We start from the raw sequence: 19,873 nt of genomic DNA, 5'->3' as shown, positions 1-19,873 counted from the left end.
CCTGTATCACCGCGGCTGTGTTATAATTTGCGACCTTTGAATCCGGGATACAGTAGAGGGATAGCGGTTAGATGAGCGACCTTGCGAGAGAAATTACACCGGTTAACATCGAGGAAGAGCTGAAAAGCTCCTATCTGGACTATGCGATGTCGGTCATTGTTGGCCGTGCGCTGCCGGACGTCCGCGATGGCCTGAAGCCGGTACACCGTCGCGTACTATACGCCATGAACGTATTGGGCAATGACTGGAATAAAGCCTACAAAAAATCTGCCCGTGTCGTTGGTGACGTAATCGGTAAATACCATCCCCATGGTGATTCCGCGGTGTACGACACCATTGTCCGTATGGCGCAGCCATTCTCGCTGCGTTACATGCTGGTAGATGGTCAGGGTAACTTTGGTTCTATCGACGGCGACTCCGCCGCGGCAATGCGTTATACGGAAATCCGTCTGGCGAAGATTGCCCATGAGCTGATGGCCGACCTGGAAAAAGAGACGGTTGATTTCGTTGATAACTACGACGGCACGGAAAAAATTCCTGACGTTATGCCAACGAAGATCCCTAACCTGCTGGTGAACGGCTCGTCCGGTATCGCCGTGGGTATGGCGACCAACATTCCGCCGCACAACATCACGGAAGTGATCAACGGCTGCCTGGCCTATATCGACGATGAAGACATCAGCATTGAAGGGCTGATGGAACACATCCCGGGCCCGGACTTCCCGACGGCGGCGATCATCAACGGTCGTCGCGGCATTGAAGAAGCGTACCGCACCGGTCGCGGCAAGATTTACATCCGTGCCCGCGCCGAAGTGGAAGCGGACGCCAAAACCGGCCGTGAAACTATCATTGTTCACGAGATCCCGTATCAGGTGAACAAAGCGCGTCTGATTGAAAAAATCGCCGAGCTTGTAAAAGAAAAACGCGTTGAAGGCATCAGCGCGCTGCGTGACGAGTCTGACAAAGACGGTATGCGCATCGTGATTGAAATCAAGCGCGACGCGGTGGGTGAGGTTGTGCTGAACAACCTGTACTCCCAGACTCAGCTTCAGGTCTCCTTCGGTATCAACATGGTTGCGCTGCACCATGGTCAGCCGAAGATCATGAACCTGAAAGAGATCCTGAGCGCGTTCGTGCGTCACCGCCGCGAAGTGGTGACCCGTCGTACCATCTTCGAACTGCGCAAAGCGCGCGATCGCGCTCATATCCTTGAAGCACTGGCGGTTGCGCTGGCGAACATCGACCCGATCATCGAGCTGATCCGCCGTGCGCCGACGCCGGCAGAAGCGAAAGCCTCGCTGGTTGCGCGTCCGTGGGATCTGGGCAACGTGGCGGCGATGCTGGAACGTGCGGGCGATGACGCTGCGCGTCCTGAGTGGCTCGAGCCTGAATTCGGCGTGCGTGACGGTCAGTACTACCTGACTGAACAGCAGGCCCAGGCGATTCTGGATCTGCGCCTGCAGAAGCTGACCGGCCTTGAGCATGAAAAACTGCTCGACGAGTACAAAGAGCTGCTGGAGCAAATTGCTGAGCTGCTGCACATCCTGGGTAGCGCCGAGCGCCTGATGGAAGTGATCCGCGAAGAGCTTGAGCTGGTCCGCGATCAGTTCGGCGACGAGCGTCGTACCGAAATCACCGCCAACAGCTCTGATATCAACATTGAAGATCTGATCAACCGCGAAGACGTGGTAGTGACCCTGTCTCACCAGGGCTACGTGAAGTATCAGCCGTTGACCGACTACGAAGCACAGCGTCGTGGCGGTAAAGGTAAATCTGCGGCACGTATTAAAGAAGAAGACTTCATTGACCGTCTGCTGGTGGCTAACACCCACGATACGATCCTCTGCTTCTCCAGCCGTGGCCGTCTGTACTGGATGAAGGTCTATCAGCTGCCGGAAGCGAGCCGCGGTGCGCGTGGACGTCCAATCGTCAACCTGCTGCCGCTGGAAGCGAACGAACGTATCACCGCCATCCTGCCGGTACGCGAGTACGAAGAGGGCGTGAACGTCTTTATGGCGACCGCCAGCGGTACCGTGAAGAAAACCGCGCTGACCGAGTTCAGCCGCCCACGTTCCGCCGGGATTATCGCGGTAAACCTGAACGAAGGCGACGAGCTGATCGGTGTGGATCTTACCTCTGGTTCTGATGAAGTGATGCTGTTCTCTGCGGCCGGTAAAGTGGTGCGCTTCAAAGAGAACGCCGTGCGCGCAATGGGTCGTACGGCGACCGGCGTGCGCGGTATTAAGCTGGCGGGTGAAGACTCCGTTGTTTCCCTTATCGTTCCACGTGGCGAAGGCGCAATCCTGACTGTCACCCAGAACGGCTACGGTAAACGTACGGCGGAAAGCGAATACCCGACCAAGTCACGCGGCACGCAGGGCGTTATCTCCATCAAGGTTACCGAGCGCAACGGTTCCGTTGTGGGCGCGGTGCAGGTGGACGATGCCGACCAGATCATGATGATCACCGATGCCGGTACGCTGGTGCGTACGCGCGTATCCGAGATCAGCGTGGTGGGCCGTAACACCCAGGGCGTTATCCTCATCCGTACGGCGGAAGATGAAAACGTGGTCGGTCTGCAGCGCGTTGCTGAGCCGGTGGACGACGAAGAGCTCGATTCCATCGACGGCAGCGTCGCGGAAGGTGATGATGAAATCGCACCGGAAGCAGAGAGCGACGACGACGCAGCGGATGACGCTGACGAGTAATCTCTTCTGACGCATAAAGGGCCGGATTCCGGCCCTTTTCTTTTGCAGATGCAGATACGTGAACGTTGCGACAAGCCGCGTTTACCGCTACCTTAACCACATTCTTTTGACCCCGACGGCGGAGCCTCGCCCCTTTGAAATACCTCGTCTCCTTTCGTACCACGCTGAAAGTTTCTCGCTATCTGTTCCGGGCGCTGGCGCTCCTGCTTTGGCTGCTGGTGGCCTTGCTGTCGGTGTTTTACATCGTCAATGCGCTGAACCAGAAAGAAGCGGAGATCCGCCAGGAGTTTAATTTAAGCTCCGATCAGGCCCAGCGCTACATTCAGCGAACGTCTGACGTGATGAAGGAGCTGAAGTATATTGCCGAAAATCGGCTGACGGCAGAAAACGGTATCCTTGCCCTGCGCGGGCGCAATGACAAAACCGAAGTACCGGACTTCCAGCCGCTGTTCCCGGACTCCGATTGCTCCACCATGAGCAGCACCTGGCGCGGGTCGCTGGAATCCCTCGCCTGGTTTATGCGCTACTGGCGCGACAACTTCTCCGCCGCCTACGACCTTAACCGCGTATTCCTGATTGGCAGTGAAAACCTCTGCATGGCTGACTTTGGCCTGCGCGATGTGCCCGTCGAGCGTGATGATGCGCTGAAAAGCCTGCACGAGCGTATTGTGAAATATCGCAATGCGCCGCAGGACGAGCGCGGGAACAACATCTTCTGGATTAGCCAGGGGCCGCGCATGGGCGTGGGCTATTTCTACGCGCTGACGCCGGTCTACCTGGGCAATCGTCTGCAGGCGCTGCAGGGGATTGAACAGACCATCCGCATGGAAAACTTCTTCACGCCGGGCAGCCTGCCGATGGGCGTGACCATTCTGGATGAAAACGGGCATCAGCTGATCTCACTCGCCGGGCCGGATAAAAGTTTGAACGTCGATCCGCACTGGATGCAGGAACGCTCATGGTTTGGCTACACCTCCGGCTTCCGCGAGCTGGTGCTGAAAAAAAGCCTGCCGCCATCGTCGCTGAGCATTGTTTACTCGCTGCCGGTGGATATGGTCCTTGAGCGGATACGCATTCTTATTATGAATGCGATCCTGCTGAACCTGCTGGTGGGCGGGGCGCTGTTTACGCTGGCGCGCATGTATGAGCGGAGAATCTTTATTCCCGCCGAAAGTGACGCCCAGCGTCTGGAGGAGCACGAGCAGTTCAACCGCAAAATTGTCGCCTCGGCTCCGGTGGGGATCTGCATTCTTCGTACCCAGGACGGGACCAACATCCTGAGTAACGAGCTGGCGCACAACTACCTGAACATGCTGACGCACGAGGACCGGCAAAGGCTGACGCAAATCATCTGCGGCCAGCAGGTGAACTTTGTCGACGTGCTCACCAGCACCCACACTAACCTGCAGATCAGCTTTGTTCATTCCCGCTATCGCAATGAAAACGTAGCGATTTGCGTGCTGGTGGATGTCTCCGCGCGCGTGAAGATGGAAGAGTCGCTGCAGGAGATGGCGCAGGCGGCGGAGCAGGCCAGCCAGTCGAAATCCATGTTCCTGGCTACGGTCAGCCACGAGCTGCGTACGCCGCTGTACGGGATTATCGGTAACCTCGATCTGCTGCAGACGAAGGAATTGCCGAAAGGCGTCGACCGGCTGGTAACGGCCATGAACAACTCCTCCAGCCTGCTGCTGAAGATCATCAGCGATATTCTCGACTTCTCTAAAATTGAGTCTGAGCAGCTGAAAATCGAGCCGCGTGAGTTTTCGCCTCGTGAGGTCATGAACCACATCAGCGCCAACTATCTGCCGCTGGTGGTGCGTAAACAGCTGGGGCTCTACTGCTTCATTGAACCGGACGTGCCGCTGACGCTGCACGGCGACCCGATGCGCCTGCAGCAGGTCATCTCTAACCTGCTCAGCAATGCCATCAAATTCACCGATATCGGCTGCATTGTGCTACACGTCTGCCGGGCGGGAGATTACCTCAGCATCCGCGTGCGCGACACGGGGGTGGGCATACCGGCCAAAGAGGTGGTGCGTCTGTTCGATCCGTTCTTCCAGGTCGGCACCGGCGTGCAGCGTAACTTCCAGGGCACCGGTCTGGGGCTGGCGATTTGCGAGAAGCTCGTCAGCATGATGGACGGCGACATTTCCGTGGATACCGAGCCCGGCATGGGCAGCCAGTTCACCATTCGCATTCCGCTCTATTCCGCGCAGTATCCGGCAAAAGCCACGGTTGATGGGCTGAACGATAAGCGCTGCTGGCTGTCGGTCAATAATGCCTCGCTGAATGACTATCTGACGGCGCTGCTCGCCCATAGCGGCGTGAGGGTCTGTCGCTATGAAGGCCAGACGCCGGACGTGGACGATGTGCTCATCGCCGACGAGATGCCGGAACAGCCGTGGCAGGGGAGAGGAACGGTGCTCTTCTGCCGTCGCCACATTGGCATACCGGTTGAACGTGCGCCGGGGGAATGGGTGCACAGCGTCGCAACGCCGCATGAGCTGTTGAGCCTGCTGGCCCGTATCTATAAAGTCGAGCTGGAAGAGAACGACGGTGCAGTCGCGCTGCCGTCACCGGAAGGTCTGGCGTCAGTGAATGACGATATGATGATTCTGGTGGTGGATGACCATCCGATTAACCGCCGCCTGCTGGCTGACCAGCTCGGATCGCTGGGCTATCAGTGCAAAACCGCCAATGACGGCGTGGATGCGCTGAATGTGCTGAGTAAAAATCATATTGATATCGTGCTGAGCGACGTCAACATGCCTAACATGGACGGCTACCGGCTGACGCAGCGCATCCGACAGCTTGGCCTGACGCTGCCTGTCGTGGGCGTGACGGCGAACGCGCTGGCGGAAGAGAAACAGCGCTGTCTGGAGTCGGGCATGGACAGCTGCCTGTCGAAACCGGTGACGCTGGACGTGCTCAAACAAACGCTGTCTGTTTATGCGGATCGCGTGAGAAAAACCAGAATATAAAAAAGGCCCGTAAGGGCCTTTTACTTTTCACCCTCTCCCTGTGGGTGTACGGTCCGGGGACATAGTGAACACTTGTTCGGGGACATGGTAGACACTTACAACTAAGGCATAAGAACCCGTCTATGGAGTCGCTTATGCCCTGGGATGCGAGAGATACCATGTCATTACGTACCGAGTTTGTTTTGTTCGCCTCGCAGGACGGGGCGAACATCCGTTCCCTCTGCCGTCAGTTCGGCATTTCTCCTGCCACCGGCTACAAGTGGCTTCAGCGCTGGGCTGAGGAAGGTGCCTCCGGTCTTCAGGACCGCTCCCGCGCACCTCATCATTCCCCGAACCGCTCATCTGACGACATCACGGCCCTGCTGCGCATGGCGCATGACCGTCATCAACGCTGGGGCGCACGCAAGATTAAGCGCTGGCTCGAAGACCAGGGGCACCGTATGCCCGCCTTCAGCACCGTCCATAATCTGATGGCCCGTCACGGTCTGCTGCCGGGCGCATCACCGGGCGTTCCGGCTACGGGACGCTTCGAACATGACGCGCCGAACCGGCTCTGGCAGATGGATTTTAAGGGCCACTTTCCCTATGGCGGTGGCCGCTGCCATCCGCTCACCCTGCTGGACGACCACTCCCGTTTTTCCCTGTGCCTGGCGCACTGTACCGATGAACGGCGCGAGACCGTGCAGCAGCAGCTGGTCAGCGTGTTTGAACGCTACGGCCTGCCGGACCGGATGACGATGGACAACGGCTCACCGTGGGGCGACACCACCGGCACCTGGACAGTGCTGGAGCTGTGGCTGATGCGCCACGGTATCCGGGTGGGGCACTCCCGGCCTTATCATCCGCAGACGCAGGGCAAGCTGGAGCGTTTTCACCGCAGCCTGAAGGCGGAAGTGCTGCAGGGAAAATGGTTCGCGGACAGCGGTGAGCTGCAGCGCGCCTTCGACCACTGGCGCACGGTGTACAACCTTGAACGCCCGCACGAGGCGCTGGATATGGCGGTACCGGCCTCGCGTTATCAGCCGTCTGCCCGGCAGTACAGCGGCAGCGTAACGCCACCTGAATACGATGAAGGGGTGAAGGTCAGGAAAGTGGATGTCAGCGGAAAGCTGAGCATACAGGGTGTCAGTCTGAGCGCAGGCAAGGCGTTCAGGGGAGAACGGGTCGGGCTGAGGGAGACACAGGATGACGGCTGCTATGAAGTGTGGTGGTACAGCACGAAAGTGGGGGTGATCGACCTGAAGAAAAAGTCGATCACCATGGGTAAAGGATGTTAAAAAGTGTTCACCATGTCCCCGAACACCTGTCTACCATGTCCCCGGACTGTACAGTGGGAGAGGGGCGGGGTGAGGGCATCAGGCCGCACACCCGCCTGGGATCAATCCTTATCCGATGCGCTCAGCGTAACGGAGGAGAGATAGTTCAGCAGGGCAATATCGTTGTCCACGCCCAGCTTCATCATTGCTGATTTTTTCTGGCTGCTGATGGTTTTAATGCTGCGGTTCAGCTTCTTGGCAATCTCGGTCACCAGGAAACCTTCGGCGAACAGGCGCAGAACTTCGCTCTCTTTCGGCGACAGGCGTTTGTCACCGTAGCCACCCGCGCTGATTTTTTCCAGCAGACGAGAGACGCTCTCAGGCGTGAACTTCTTGCCTTTCTGCAGCGCAGCCAGCGCTTTTGGCAGATCGGTCGGGGCGCCTTGCTTCAACACAATCCCTTCGATGTCCAGATCCAGCACGGCGCTCAGGATCGCCGGGTTGTTGTTCATGGTCAGAACAATAATCGAGATGTCCGGGAAGTGACGTTTAATATATTTGATGAGCGTGATCCCATCACCGTATTTGTCTCCAGGCATAGAGAGATCGGTAATGAGCACGTGCGCATCAAGCTTTGGGAGGTTATTGATCAGTGCTGTAGAGTCTTCAAATTCACCGACTACATTCACCCACTCGATCTGTTCAAGTGATTTGCGAATACCGAACAGTACAATCGGATGGTCATCGGCAATAATTACGTTCATATTGTTCATGTATAAGGCTACCTTGCTACAGCAAGCTTTTGACGTAGGCGTCAATGTCGCTGATGTATTTTTCAATGCCAGAGGCATCTTTCTCACGAATTAGATGTTCCAGCGTTTCACATAACTGCTTGCCGGGAACCAGATTAAGCATGGCAAACACCCCTTTAAGCCGGTGTGCTGTCTGTGCCAGCGCTGCAAAATCATTCGCAGCGGACTCAGTATACAACCGCTTCACATCATCTGGTACTGTATCAACAAAGAGGGAATAGTATCCGCTGGCGTGAAGCTCGGCATTTTCATTACCGCCTAACGGGGATTCCGTTATCTCTTCCTGCGCCAGCTGCTCTTCTATTAGTTGTAGTACAGCTTCCTGCATCGCATTGCTTATATTAAAGTTGACGCGCAGCTGGCCAGGGCCGATTTTCCGCACGCCTGACTCATCATCGCTTAAAAGCAAGCCCGAGGCAGTAAGATTAGACGGATTATCAGTTAAAAACAGATCAAATTCTTGACTTGCCAGCCTTTCATCCGGCGTGATGCAGGCCGCGCCCCAGTTTTCGAGCTGACGAACCACAATATTGCGGATCTCGTTTGAGGTCACATCCACCATCACCACGACGTCATCCAGCAGGCGTTCTTCATCTTCTTCCTGCGGATTGGCGGCCATTTTCACGTGCAGAGAGTAACGCGTACCCAGTGATTCACGGGCCTTGATATTCAGATGGCCGCCGAGCTTACGCGCCAGCTGATCGCACAGCCAGAAGGTCAGGGCGTTAGCCTTGCCGTAATGATCGCTTTGCGTGTCATTCAGGAACGGGAAGTGCAGATTATCAATTTCACTCGCCGTCACGCCTTCCCCGGTGTCCAGAATGCGGAACGTCAGGCGATCTTCCGCCGACTCGTCGGTGCTCACTTCAAGGGTGATCTTGCCGATCTGCGTGGTGGTCACGGCGTACTGAATAATCATCAGCAGAATACGACGCAGCGCCTCGCGGTCGCCGTGACGTTCGTCATTGGCGGGTAAATGGTTGTTGATTAGCAGCTGCAGCCCTTTGCGCTTAATGACGGGCAGGACTTCCGGAACCACTTCATCGATCAGATCCTGAATGGAGAAGAGAGAAGGGGTGCCTTTCCAGAAATCATTCTCCAGCATGTTTGCCAGCTGGATCTCATCCACCATGCGGACCAGCGAGTCGGCCTGGCAGGCGAGCTGGTGGCTTTCAGACGTGTTTAACGCTGCCGCCTGGGTCGCCAGCGTTTTTAACGGCTGCTTGAAGGCATCGCCAATATTCTGCATGAATGCCGCGCGCCCCTGCTGGTTCTTCTCATACAGCCTTTGCGCCTGCTTGAGCTTTTTATTCACCAGCACTTCGCGATCCTGATCGCGAATGATGAAGATTTGCGTACGCGGTGCCACCTGGCTGCGGAACTGACGGATCTCGTAAAGTTCATTATTAATCGTGGCCTGAATAACCCCCTGGTGCTGATCCGCCATAGTGGTGATGTTCTGCAGATTAAGGTGCGGCAGCAGATGATCAGCAATTTTATTGCTCATCACCGTGCGATTCGCTTCCTGATCGTGAACTAACACCCCTAGCGGCAGCACGGAGACAATCTCTTCATTGAGCGCGCGCAATACGCGCAGCTCGTTGGTATTGCCCGCGGAGACCGCAGACGCGTCGCTCTGGCGTCCCGGCTGGAAGCGGAAGGTGCTGTAGCCAAACAGGGCCAGCGCCAGCAGACCAATATTCAGCAGCAGCGGCAGCAGAATATTTTGCAGGGTATCAAGCAGCAGCGTGCCGAACGGTACCTGCCACACCAGACGCATGCCGGTTGAGTTCAGCGACGAGGCAATTTCAATTTTCGAGCCGTTAAAGGAGATGGTGACGCTCTCTGCGGCCTCTTTGTCGGACGCCGCACGCATGTTCTGGGTGCTGCTGTCAGGCTCCAGACGGAAGCTGTCGAGCGGCATATCCGGCGGGATCAAATCATTAATGGGTAAATCGAAGGCCACGACCGTCGCCAGATGACCCGGCTGGTTAAAGGTGGTACGCAGGGTAAAATAGTGACCATTCTGCCAGGCCAATCGGCGCAGCGATGAGAAGCTCTCACGTTCATCAAGGGCATTGGCCTGCTGCAGCATTTCTGCCCGGCGGGAGTCGACAATGCTGCCGACCGTCGTCTCTTTAAATCCGGAAGAGAGATCTTTCAACGGCAGCGTCGAGATCAGGATCATGCTGTTGTCCTGACCGTTCAGATAGTACATCGACCACGGCACCGTTTCGGCGCCCCAGAGGGTATCCAGGTAGGTCGAAATACGCTGCGTCATCTCAAGGGTCGCGCTGTCGTGAGAGCCAAAGATAAGCGCTTCAGTCTTACGCTGCGGTTTTTCGAGATAGTAGACATCCTGCTTAAGCCGCGTCTCCTGAAGCCCATCTCCGGATGAGCTGGCAGGCGCTGCCGCAATGTTGTCGTAAATCTGCCAGGTGGCGTAGCGCCAGGTATCAATACGCTTGTGTACGGCGTGGGTAATATCCACCACCTGATAGCTCTTATCCTTCAGCCAGGCGTTAACCGCGCTCTGCACCATCACGCCCATTGTGACTAACAGCACCACGATCAAAAGAAGAAAGAAACGGGTGATGCTCCCGGGCAGAAGGGAGAATTTGCTTTGGGCGGTAGTTTCAGTCTGACTCATTGATATCTTTAACCCGTGATGGTCGTGCTCTGTGGCGATAGGGCAGTATAAAGGGTAATAACTGAATTTCCAGCGCCACTGTCCTTGAACAAGCGACTTTTTCGATGGCCCGTGCGAGAGAGAAAGGACGTCTTAAATGTGTACAAGAACATAATGTATGTACAAATAAAAAATGCATTTCGTCAGAAAATAGCACGAATTAACAAGAAATTAAGTTTTGAGCGAATTTTCCCATTATGCACAGGGGCGAGCGTGAATTTAGTTAATAGTCGTTACAATTACGCGGCGGTAGCACAAAAAAGGAAAAGTTACGTAAAGAAGGGTAAAAAAAAACCGAATGCGATGCATCCGGTTGAATTAGGGATAAACAGACATTCAAAGCTGAATGACGGTAATAAATAAAGTTAATGATGATAGCGAGAGTTATTTTAGAGACTGGAGTCGATCTTGTTTTGTCATTCAGTGCGGTAACGTTTTTTATTTTAACTCTTTGATATGTATTGGGTCATTTTTCGTTTTGATTATAAGTGCTAAATTTCTAAGCTTTTTGTGCTTTGTAAAAGTTCCTTTTCATTTACATTTTGAAACATGTTGATGGATAAATGAAACATCTTCAAAGTTTTCGTATCATATTCGCATTGGATTATTCTGTAATTTTGCGGAGAATGAATTTGCCGACTGGTTAATGAGGGTTAACCAGTAAGCAGTGGCAATTATAAGGCATATAACAGAGGGTTAATAAAATGAAAGTTAAAGTACTGTCCCTCCTGGTACCAGCACTGCTGGTAGCAGGCGCAGCAAATGCGGCCGAAATTTATAATAAAGATGGCAACAAATTAGATCTGTACGGCAAAGTTGATGGTCTGCACTATTTCTCTGACGACAAGAGTGCTGACGGCGACCAGACCTACATGCGTCTTGGCTTCAAAGGCGAAACTCAGGTTAACGATCAACTGACCGGTTACGGCCAGTGGGAATACCAGATCCAGGGCAACACGACTGAAAGCGATAACCAGTCCTGGACACGTGTGGCGTTTGCTGGTCTGAAATTCGCTGAAGCGGGCTCTTTCGATTACGGTCGTAACTACGGCGTGATCTACGACGTAACTTCCTGGACTGACGTTCTGCCAGAATTTGGCGGCGATACCTACGGCTCAGACAACTTCCTGCAGTCTCGTGCTAACGGCGTGGCGACCTATCGTAACCAGGACTTCTTTGGTCTGGTGGATGGCCTGAACTTTGCGCTGCAGTATCAGGGTAAAAACGGTAGCGTAAGCGGCGAAAACGACACTGGTCGTAGCACCCTGAAACAGAACGGCGACGGCTACGGCGCGTCCCTGACCTATAACCTGGGTGAAGGCTTCAGCATCGGTGGTGCAATGTCTTCTTCCAAACGTACCGCTGACCAGAACAACACCGCTAACCCGGCGCTGAAAGGCGAAGGCGATCGCGCTGAAGTGTATTCTGGTGGTCTGAAATACGACGCCAACAATATCTACCTGGCGGCACAATACTCACAGACCTACAACGCAACGCGTTTCGGCAACTCTCAGAGCAGCAGCGACATTTACGGTTTTGCTAACAAAGCGCAGAACTTCGAAGTGGTTGCTCAGTACCAGTTCGACTTCGGCCTGCGTCCATCCGTGGCTTACCTGCAGTCCAAAGGTAAAGACATCGAAGGATACGGCGATCAGGATCTGCTGAAATATGTTGATGTGGGTGCGACTTACTACTTCAACAAAAACATGTCCACCTACGTGGATTACAAAATCAACCTGGTTGATGAAAATGAGTTCACCCGTCAGGCCGGTATCGGCACTGATGATATCGTCGCGCTGGGTCTGGTTTACCAGTTCTAATCGCGTCATCGTGTGACTAAGGGGCCTGAAGGCCCCTTTTTTGTGTTTTTTTTTGGCCTCACAATGCAACCGTTTTGGTGTACTCTTGCCGCCCTGGCATGAGGATAATAATGAATGGACATGACTTTTTTACGCGCCAGCTTTCTGGCTATGCTTTTTTTCCTGACCGCGTGTGACGATTCCGCGCCCGTGGCGAAAACCGATGCACCCGCCGCGACGGTGCTCGAAGGCAAAACGATGGGCACCTTCTGGCGCGTCAGCGTGATGGGCCTGGATAAAACGCGCGCTGATGAACTTCGCGGTAAAATCCAGTCTCAGCTGGACGCCGACGACCAGCTGCTCTCAACCTATAAAAATGACTCGGCGCTGATGCGCTTCAATCTTTCCACCAGTACCTCCCTGTGGCCGGTGAGCGAAGCGATGGCCGATATCGTCACCGAATCAATGCGCGTGGGATATAAAACCAACGGCGCGATGGATGTCACCGTCGGGCCTCTGGTCAATCTCTGGGGATTTGGCCCGAACAAACAGCCGGATACCACACCCGATCAGGCGGCCATTGATGATGCCCGCGCCCGGACAGGGCTAAAGCATCTGACGGTGATCAACCAGTACGGCCAGCAGTATCTGCAGAAAGACATCCCCGATCTGTTTGTCGATCTGTCGACGGTAGGTGAAGGTTACGCGGCGGATCACCTTGCCGCGCTGATGACGCAGGAAGGGATATCGCGCTACCTGGTCTCCGTGGGGGGCGCGTTAGTCAGCCGGGGCATGAACGCCAGCGGTAAACCGTGGCGCGTGGCGATTCAAAAACCGACCGATCGCCAAAACGCCGTACAGGCCATTGTCGATATTAACGGGCACGGCATCAGCACTTCCGGGAGCTACCGTAACTATTACGAGCTCGACGGGAAGCGTATTTCGCACGTGATCGATCCGCTGACAGGACGTCCCATCACGCATAACCTGGTCTCGGTGACCGTGATTGCCCCCACTGCGCTGGAAGCCGACGCCTGGGATACCGGATTAATGGTTCTCGGCCCGGAAAAAGCCAAAGAGGTGGTTCGTCAGGAAGGGCTGGCGGTTTATATGATCACTAAAGAGGACGACGGGTTCAAAACCTGGAGCTCGCCGCAGTTCAACAGCTTCCTGGTGAGCGACAAAAATTAAAAAGCAAGGTTGCGGGTTTTTTATCACTGGCACTCGGGCACGCTAAAGGTATGCTTGTAAGAGGAGCTGATGATGAAAAATCCAACCTATATGAATGATGAGGATCGCTGGCAGGCCGTTCTGGCTCGCGATCCGCGCGCTGACGATCGGTTTGTCTTTGCCGTGCAGACGACGGGGATTTTCTGCCGCCCGTCATGCCGCGCCCGTCACGCGCTGCGTAAAAACGTCTGCTTTTATCCCGATGTCCAGCATGCCGTTCAGGCAGGGTTTCGCCCGTGCAAGCGCTGCATGCCGGACAAACGCGATCCGAATCAGCAAAAGCTGGCGAAAGTGGAGCACGCCTGTCGCCTTCTGGAGCAGGATCTCGCGCTGACGCTTGAAGGCCTGGCGCAGCAGGTCGCCATGAGTCCTTTCCATTTCCACCGGCTGTTTAAGTCCGTCACCGGGATGACGCCAAAAGCCTGGCAGCAGGCGGCGCGGGGGCAGCGTCTGCGCGCGGCGCTTGCGCAGGGAAACAAAATTACCGATGCCGTGCTGGCGGCAGGGTTTCCCGACAGCAGCAGCTATTACCGCAAAGCCAACGATGCGCTGGGGATGACGGCGAAGCAGTACCGCAAAGGCGAGGTAGCGGTGCGTTACGCCATCGGCGACTGTTCGCTGGGACGCTGCCTGGTTGCGGAAAGCGAGCGGGGAATTTGCGCGATACTGCTGGGCGACAACGATACCAAACTGGCAGAAGAATTTGCGACGCTGTTTCCAAACGCGGAGCATGCCCCGCAGGAAGATGCCTTTGCCCAGCGTATCAGCCAGGTCATTGCCAGTATTGATAACCACGCGGTGCCGCTGGCGCTGCCGCTGGATATACGCGGCACCGCGTTCCAGCAGCGGGTCTGGCAGGCCCTTCGTGACATCCCCTGCGGGGAAACGGCCAGCTATCAGCAGGTGGCGAAGGCAATTGGTCAGCCCAACGCGGTGCGTGCCGTCGCCGGTGCCTGTGCGGCAAACAGGCTGGCGATTGTGATCCCCTGTCACCGCGTGGTCCGCAACGACGGCGCGTTGTCGGGCTATCGCTGGGGGGCGGCGCGAAAAGCGCTATTACTGAAACGTGAGGCGAAACGCCGGGAGGGATAATGCTCGATCTTTTTGCGGATGCTGAACCGTGGCAGGAGCCGCTTGCGCCCGGGGCAGTGATCCTGCGCCGCTTTGCACTCTCCCGTGCGGCGGCATTGCTTGCCGGTATTGAAGAGGTCACGGCGGTTTCACCGTTTCGCCATATGGTGACGCCGGGCGGCTACACCATGTCGGTGGCCATGGCCAACTGCGGCGAACTGGGGTGGGCGACGAACGAACGGGGGTATGTGTATGCCCCGAACGATCCCACGACCGGCCGGCCGTGGCCTCCCATGCCTGCGGTGTTTCAGGCGCTTTGTCACGAGGCTGCCGTTGCAGCAGATTACCCTGACTTCCGGCCGGATGCCTGCCTGATTAACCGCTACGCCATCGGTGCGAAGCTCTCGCTGCATCAGGACAAAGATGAGCCCGATCTGCGCGCGCCCATCGTCTCGGTATCGTTGGGTCTGCCCGCCGTCTTCCAGTTTGGCGGATTGCGCCGCAACGATCCGCTCAGGCGCATTATGCTGGAGCACGGCGACGTGGTGGTGTGGGGCAGGGAGTCACGGCTGTACTATCACGGCATTCAGCCCCTGAAGCCCGGGGTTCATCCCCTCACTGGCGAGTACCGCTATAATCTGACTTTCCGTCAGGCGGGATTGAACAAACAAAAATAAGAATTATTCTTGATGTCCGCTCAGGGCAGTTTACACTGCTGGCTGATTTTTATTGTCCGGATTGCCTGCATGCAACTACTTCTTCTTGTCTGGCGTCAGTACCGCTGGCCCTTCATTGCCGTAATGGCCTTAAGCCTTGCCAGCGCGGCGCTGGGTATTGGCCTGATCGCGTTTATAAACGTGCGGCTGATCGAAATGGTCGATACCTCACTCTCGGTTCTGCCGGAGTTTCTCGGCCTGCTGCTGCTGTTGATGGCGGTTACGCTCGGCTCTCAGCTGGCGCTGACCGCGCTCGGCCACCATTTCGTTTTCCGCCTGCGCAGCGAGTTCATCAAGCGGATCCTCGACACGCAGGTTGAGCGCGTGGAGCAGCTCGGCAGCGCCTCCCTGCTGGCGGGGCTGACCAGCGACGTGCGCGCGATTACCATCGCGTTTGTCCGCCTGCCGGAGCTGGTGCAGGGGATCATCCTTACCTTTGGCTCGGCGGCCTATCTCGCCTGGCTTTCGACCAAAATGCTGGCGGTGACCGCGGTATGGATTGCCATCACCATCTGGGGCGGTTTCGTGCTGGTGTCGCGCGTCTATAAACACATGGCGGTCCTGCGCGAAACGGAAGATAAGCTCTATAACGATTACCAGACGGTACTGGAAGGGCGCAAAGAGCTGACCCTCAACCGCGAGCGTGCCGAGCATATCTTCAATAACCTCTATATCCCGGACGCGCGCGAATACCGGCACCACATTATTCGCGCCGATACCTTCCACCTGAGCGCGGTGAACTGGTCCAACATTATGATGCTGGGCGCCATTGGCCTGGTATTCTGGATGGCGAACAGCCTGGGCTGGGCGGACACCAACGTGGCGGCGACCTACTCGCTGACCCTGCTGTTCCTGCGTACGCCGCTGCTCTCGGCCGTCGGCGCATTGCCCACCTTGCTGAGCGCGCAGGTGGCGTTTAACAAGCTTAAGAAGTTCGATCTGGCGCCATTTAAGGCTGAATTCCCGCGCCCGCAGGCCTTCCCGAACTGGCAGACCCTCGAGCTGCGCGACGTGACGTTCCGCTATCAGGACAACGCCTTCTCCGTGGGACCGGTCAACCTGACGATTCACCGCGGCGAACTGCTGTTCCTCATCGGCGGCAACGGTAGCGGAAAATCCACGCTGGCGATGTTGCTCACCGGACTTTACCAGCCGCAGTCGGGCGAGATCCTGCTGGACGGTAAGGCGCTGAGCGCGGAGAAACCTGAGGATTACCGCAAGCTTTTCTCAGCGGTATTCACCGATGTCTGGCTGTTTGACCAGCTGCTGGGGCCGGAAGGGCAGCAGGCCAATCCGGCGCTGGTTGAGAAATGGCTTGCGCAGCTGCAGATGTCGCACAAGCTGGAGCTCCAGGACGGCAAAATCCTGAACCTCAAGCTCTCTAAGGGTCAGAAGAAGCGCGTGGCGCTGCTGCTGGCGCTGGCGGAAGAGCGTGACATCATCCTGCTGGATGAATGGGCGGCGGATCAGGACCCGCACTTCCGCCGCGAGTTTTATCAGGTGCTGCTGCCGCTGATGCAGGAGATGGGCAAGACCATTTTCGCCATCAGCCACGACGATCATTACTTCATTCACGCCGACCGTCTGCTGGAGATGCGCGACGGCAGGCTGAGCGAGCTGACCGGCGACGAGCGCGATGCGGCGTCGCGTGACGCGGTGGCGCGCACGGCCTGATGCCCTCACTCTAACCCTCTCCCACGGGGAGAGGGGATAATCGTGGCCGTAATGCCGCTTTTTTCTCCATCCCGCCTCGCTGTTTATTCTTATTTACATATCCTCGCGCTATGCTTAGTCTCAACTCATTTAATGGATTTATGATTGATGTCGGTATTAAAGAAAAACAGCGCCAGGCAGCGTGACCAGGAACGTGCGCGACTCATCTGGCTTCTCACGACCGATAAAGCGGTCACGTCTACGCTATTAGGCAAACTGACCCTGGCTGAGCAATATGATGTCGGCACCTTAGCCGACGATATTGCTGAGGTAGGTGCGCTGGTTGCTCATTTACCGCCGCCGGATCTGGCGGATACCCTGGAAGCGCTCCCTTCGGAAGAGCGTCACGCCCTCTGGCGCCTGGTACAGGATCACGAGCGCGGCCAGGTTCTGCTTGAAGCCTCCGAAAACGTCTGGGATGACCTGATCGACGAGATGAGCGATCGGGATATCCTCGACGCCCTGCAAACCCTGGATATCGACGAGCAGATTTACCTTGTACAGCATCTGCCGCGTAACCTGACCGGCCGCCTGCTGGCCTCTCTGCCTGCCGATGAACGTGCGCGCGTGCGTCAGGTGATGCACTACGAGAAAAACAGCGTCGGCGCGATCATGGAGTTCGGCGTTATCACGGTACGTCCGGACGTCACGCTCGGTACCGTGCAGCGCTACCTGCGCCGCCTGGGCAAAATGCCGGACAACACCGATAAGCTGTTTGTCACCTCGCGGGATAAAACCCTGCTTGGCGAGCTGGAGCTGAAAACCATCCTGCTCAACAGCGCCCAGCAGCGGGTGAGCGAGGTGATGGAAAACGAGCCGATGGTCTTCTCCCCGGAAGACGATGCGGAAAAAGCGGCGCGTACCTTTGAACGTGATGACCTTGTGAGTGCGGCGGTCGTAGACTCCGTTGGCAAGCTGATGGGCCGTCTGACCATCGATGAAATCGTTGACGTGGTTTATGAAGAGACCGATAACGACCTGCGCGCGCTAGGCGGGATCAGCGCCGAAGATGACGTCCACGCCTCCGTCGGTAAGGCGGTGAAAACCCGCTGGGCCTGGCTGGCTATTAACCTGTGTACCGCCTTCATCGCCTCCCGTGTGATTGACGGCTTTGAACACACCATCTCGCAGCTGGTGGCGCTGGCCTCGCTGATGCCGATTGTGGCCGGAATTGGCGGCAACACCGGAAACCAGACCATCACCATGATCGTCCGCGCGCTGGCGCTGGAAAATATTCAGCCCGGTAACTTCGCCTTTCTGATCTTCAGGGAAATGGGCGTGGCGCTGATTAACGGCCTGGTATGGGGCGGCATTATGGGCGGCATCACGTGGTGGCTGTATGACGATATGGCCTTAGGCGGCGTGATGATGCTGGCGATGGTGCTGAATTTGCTGGTGGCATCGATGATGGGCGTCATTATCCCGCTGACGATGACCAAACTGGGGCGCGACCCCGCGGTGGGGTCGAGCGTGATGATCACCGCCATCACCGATACCGGCGGTTTCTTTATTTTTCTTGGGCTGGCAACGATTTTTCTGCTTTAACCCGACGCTTAATGCGGGCGGGGATCAGTGCCATGACGATAATCCCGCCCAGCACGCCAACCGCCAGATTGCCGGTTGATACCGTGGCGGCTACCGTCACCAGCATCACCACCGTTTCGGCAATCGGGGCTTTTTTTATCGTGGCGGGCTGAAGGCTGTGCCAGCTGAAGGTTTTGAAGGCAACAATCGCCATAATCCCCGCCAGCACCGCCATCGGGATTTTGGCCATCACTTCGCTGAGCGCCGTTACCAGGAGCAGCAGCACGATGCCCGCCGCAATGGTTGAAATGCGGCTTCGTCCTTTCCCCATCTCCACGTTAACGATGGTTTGTCCGATCATCGCGCAGCCCGCAATGCCACCGTAGAGCCCGGCCATGATATTCCCCACGCCCAGCCCGATGCTCTCGCGACGCTTGCTGGAGGGCGTAACCGTCAGTTCATCCACCAGTTTTGCCGTCAGCAGGGACTCCAGCAGACCGACGAAGGCAATACTCAACGCGCACGGCCAGATAATGTTCAGCGTCTGTAAATTAAGCGGCACCAGCAGCTCGGTAAATCCAGGCAGACCGCCAGTCATTGAGCCTTCATCACCGACAGTCGGCAGGATCTGACCGGTGGTGACGGTGAAAAGGGTTAACAGCACAATCGCAATCAGCGGGGAAGGGACGCTTTTAATATAGCGCGGCACCCACAGCACAATCAGCAGCGTCAGCACGAACAGGCCCACAATCAGCGGGCTTCGGCTCCAGAAATGCGGCACCTGAGCGAAGAAAATCAAAATGCCAAGGGCGTTAACAAATCCGGTCATCACCGACTGGGGAATAAAGCGCATCAGCCTTGCCATGCCCAGCACGCCAAACAGAATCTGGATCACGCCAGCCATCAGCACGGCGGGAAGAATGTACTGTACCCCGTGCTGATGCACCATCGGGCCAATCACCAGCGCTACGGAACCGGCCGCAGCCGTGACCATCGCCGGACGACCGCCCAGCACGGAGAGAGCAAGACACAGCACCACGGAGGCGATCAGGCTGACCTTCGGGTCAACGCCCGCCACCACGGAAAATGAGATCACTTCGGGGATCAGCGCCAGAGCGGTAATCACGCCCGCCAGCGTTTCACGCGCCAGTTGTTTAGGGGAGTGCAGCACGCTGGCTACACTGTCTTCAGGGGATACGGCAGAATGAGGTAAGGACATAACAGTTCGCTGGTTAGGGCAGGCTTCCGTGCGCGCGATCACAAAGTGCAGCATAGTAGCCATAAATTCCTCCTTATACCAGTTGCGCGCCGCAATCCCCTACAAACAATCCATCATTAAATTTCACAATTACAATAATTTCGTAACCTTTAAAC

General features: G+C 56.4%; 12 protein-coding genes. 9 read left to right on the top strand and 3 right to left on the bottom strand.

The window, feature by feature from the left end; genetic code table 11:
* The first annotated feature begins 71 nt into the window (after positions 1 to 71).
* The 3 genes from gyrA (at position 72) to IB212_RS15360 (ending at position 6,966) form a co-directional block, all read left to right on the top strand.
* Complete coding sequence (gene gyrA, locus IB212_RS15370) at positions 72 to 2,708, top strand: DNA topoisomerase (ATP-hydrolyzing) subunit A (RefSeq protein ID WP_028013903.1); 2,637 nt, start codon at positions 72 to 74, stop codon at positions 2,706 to 2,708.
* A 134-nt stretch (positions 2,709 to 2,842) separates the two neighbouring features.
* Positions 2,843 to 5,689, top strand: coding sequence for a two-component system sensor histidine kinase RcsC (gene rcsC, locus IB212_RS15365; RefSeq protein ID WP_041908965.1), 2,847 nt, complete (start codon positions 2,843 to 2,845; stop codon positions 5,687 to 5,689).
* 122 nt (positions 5,690 to 5,811) lie between these two features.
* The gene (locus IB212_RS15360; RefSeq protein WP_081752977.1) at positions 5,812 to 6,966 is read left to right on the top strand and encodes an IS481 family transposase; all 1,155 of its coding nucleotides are present in this window, start codon (positions 5,812 to 5,814) and stop codon (positions 6,964 to 6,966) included.
* 101 nt (positions 6,967 to 7,067) lie between these two features.
* Here the strand turns inward: IB212_RS15360 and rcsB are convergent, their stop codons facing one another.
* Positions 7,068 to 7,718 (bottom strand): response regulator transcription factor RcsB, encoded by a 651-nt coding sequence (rcsB, locus tag IB212_RS15355; protein WP_006176468.1) that lies wholly within the window; start codon positions 7,716 to 7,718, stop codon positions 7,068 to 7,070.
* Between the two features lie 16 nt (positions 7,719 to 7,734).
* A complete protein-coding gene (gene rcsD / locus IB212_RS15350) occupies positions 7,735 to 10,407 on the bottom strand; it encodes a phosphotransferase RcsD (RefSeq protein WP_041908967.1) in 2,673 nt (890 codons plus the stop codon).
* 743 nt (positions 10,408 to 11,150) lie between these two features.
* On the opposite strand from rcsD, the gene IB212_RS15345 reads away from it, so the two are divergent.
* From IB212_RS15345 to mgtE, 6 genes are all read left to right on the top strand, one after another.
* The gene (locus IB212_RS15345; protein ID WP_041908969.1) at positions 11,151 to 12,266 is read left to right on the top strand and encodes a porin OmpC; all 1,116 of its coding nucleotides are present in this window, start codon (positions 11,151 to 11,153) and stop codon (positions 12,264 to 12,266) included.
* A gap of 114 nt (positions 12,267 to 12,380) precedes the next feature.
* Positions 12,381 to 13,436, top strand: coding sequence for an FAD:protein FMN transferase ApbE (gene apbE / locus IB212_RS15340; protein ID WP_041908971.1), 1,056 nt, complete (start codon positions 12,381 to 12,383; stop codon positions 13,434 to 13,436).
* Between the two features lie 72 nt (positions 13,437 to 13,508).
* A complete protein-coding gene (ada, locus tag IB212_RS15335; RefSeq protein ID WP_041908973.1) occupies positions 13,509 to 14,567 on the top strand; it encodes a bifunctional DNA-binding transcriptional regulator/O6-methylguanine-DNA methyltransferase Ada in 1,059 nt (352 codons plus the stop codon).
* Complete coding sequence (alkB, locus tag IB212_RS15330; protein ID WP_041908975.1) at positions 14,567 to 15,223, top strand: DNA oxidative demethylase AlkB; 657 nt, start codon at positions 14,567 to 14,569, stop codon at positions 15,221 to 15,223. Before ada ends, alkB begins: the two co-directional genes overlap by 1 nt.
* Before the next feature lie 69 nt (positions 15,224 to 15,292).
* Positions 15,293 to 16,936 carry a multidrug ABC transporter permease/ATP-binding protein gene (locus IB212_RS15325; protein WP_041911987.1) on the top strand — a complete coding sequence of 548 codons (1,644 nt, stop codon included), beginning with the start codon at positions 15,293 to 15,295 and terminating at the stop codon, positions 16,934 to 16,936.
* A 147-nt stretch (positions 16,937 to 17,083) separates the two neighbouring features.
* Positions 17,084 to 18,520 (top strand): magnesium transporter, encoded by a 1,437-nt coding sequence (mgtE, locus tag IB212_RS15320; RefSeq protein ID WP_028013894.1) that lies wholly within the window; start codon positions 17,084 to 17,086, stop codon positions 18,518 to 18,520.
* Here mgtE and IB212_RS15315 read toward each other — a convergent pair.
* On the bottom strand, positions 18,483 to 19,772 hold the full coding sequence (locus IB212_RS15315) for a SulP family inorganic anion transporter (RefSeq protein ID WP_188245692.1): 1,290 nt from the start codon (positions 19,770 to 19,772) through the stop codon (positions 18,483 to 18,485). The genes mgtE and IB212_RS15315 overlap by 38 nt on opposite strands.
* Between the last annotated feature and the right edge of the window lie 101 nt (positions 19,773 to 19,873).

It is taken from the genome of Enterobacter sp. E12 (assembly GCF_014596715.2).
Lineage (GTDB): Bacteria > Pseudomonadota > Gammaproteobacteria > Enterobacterales > Enterobacteriaceae > Enterobacter > Enterobacter bugandensis.
The sequence above is the reverse complement of the archived record's forward strand: the minus strand, read 5'-3'. Positions and strand labels throughout refer to the sequence as shown.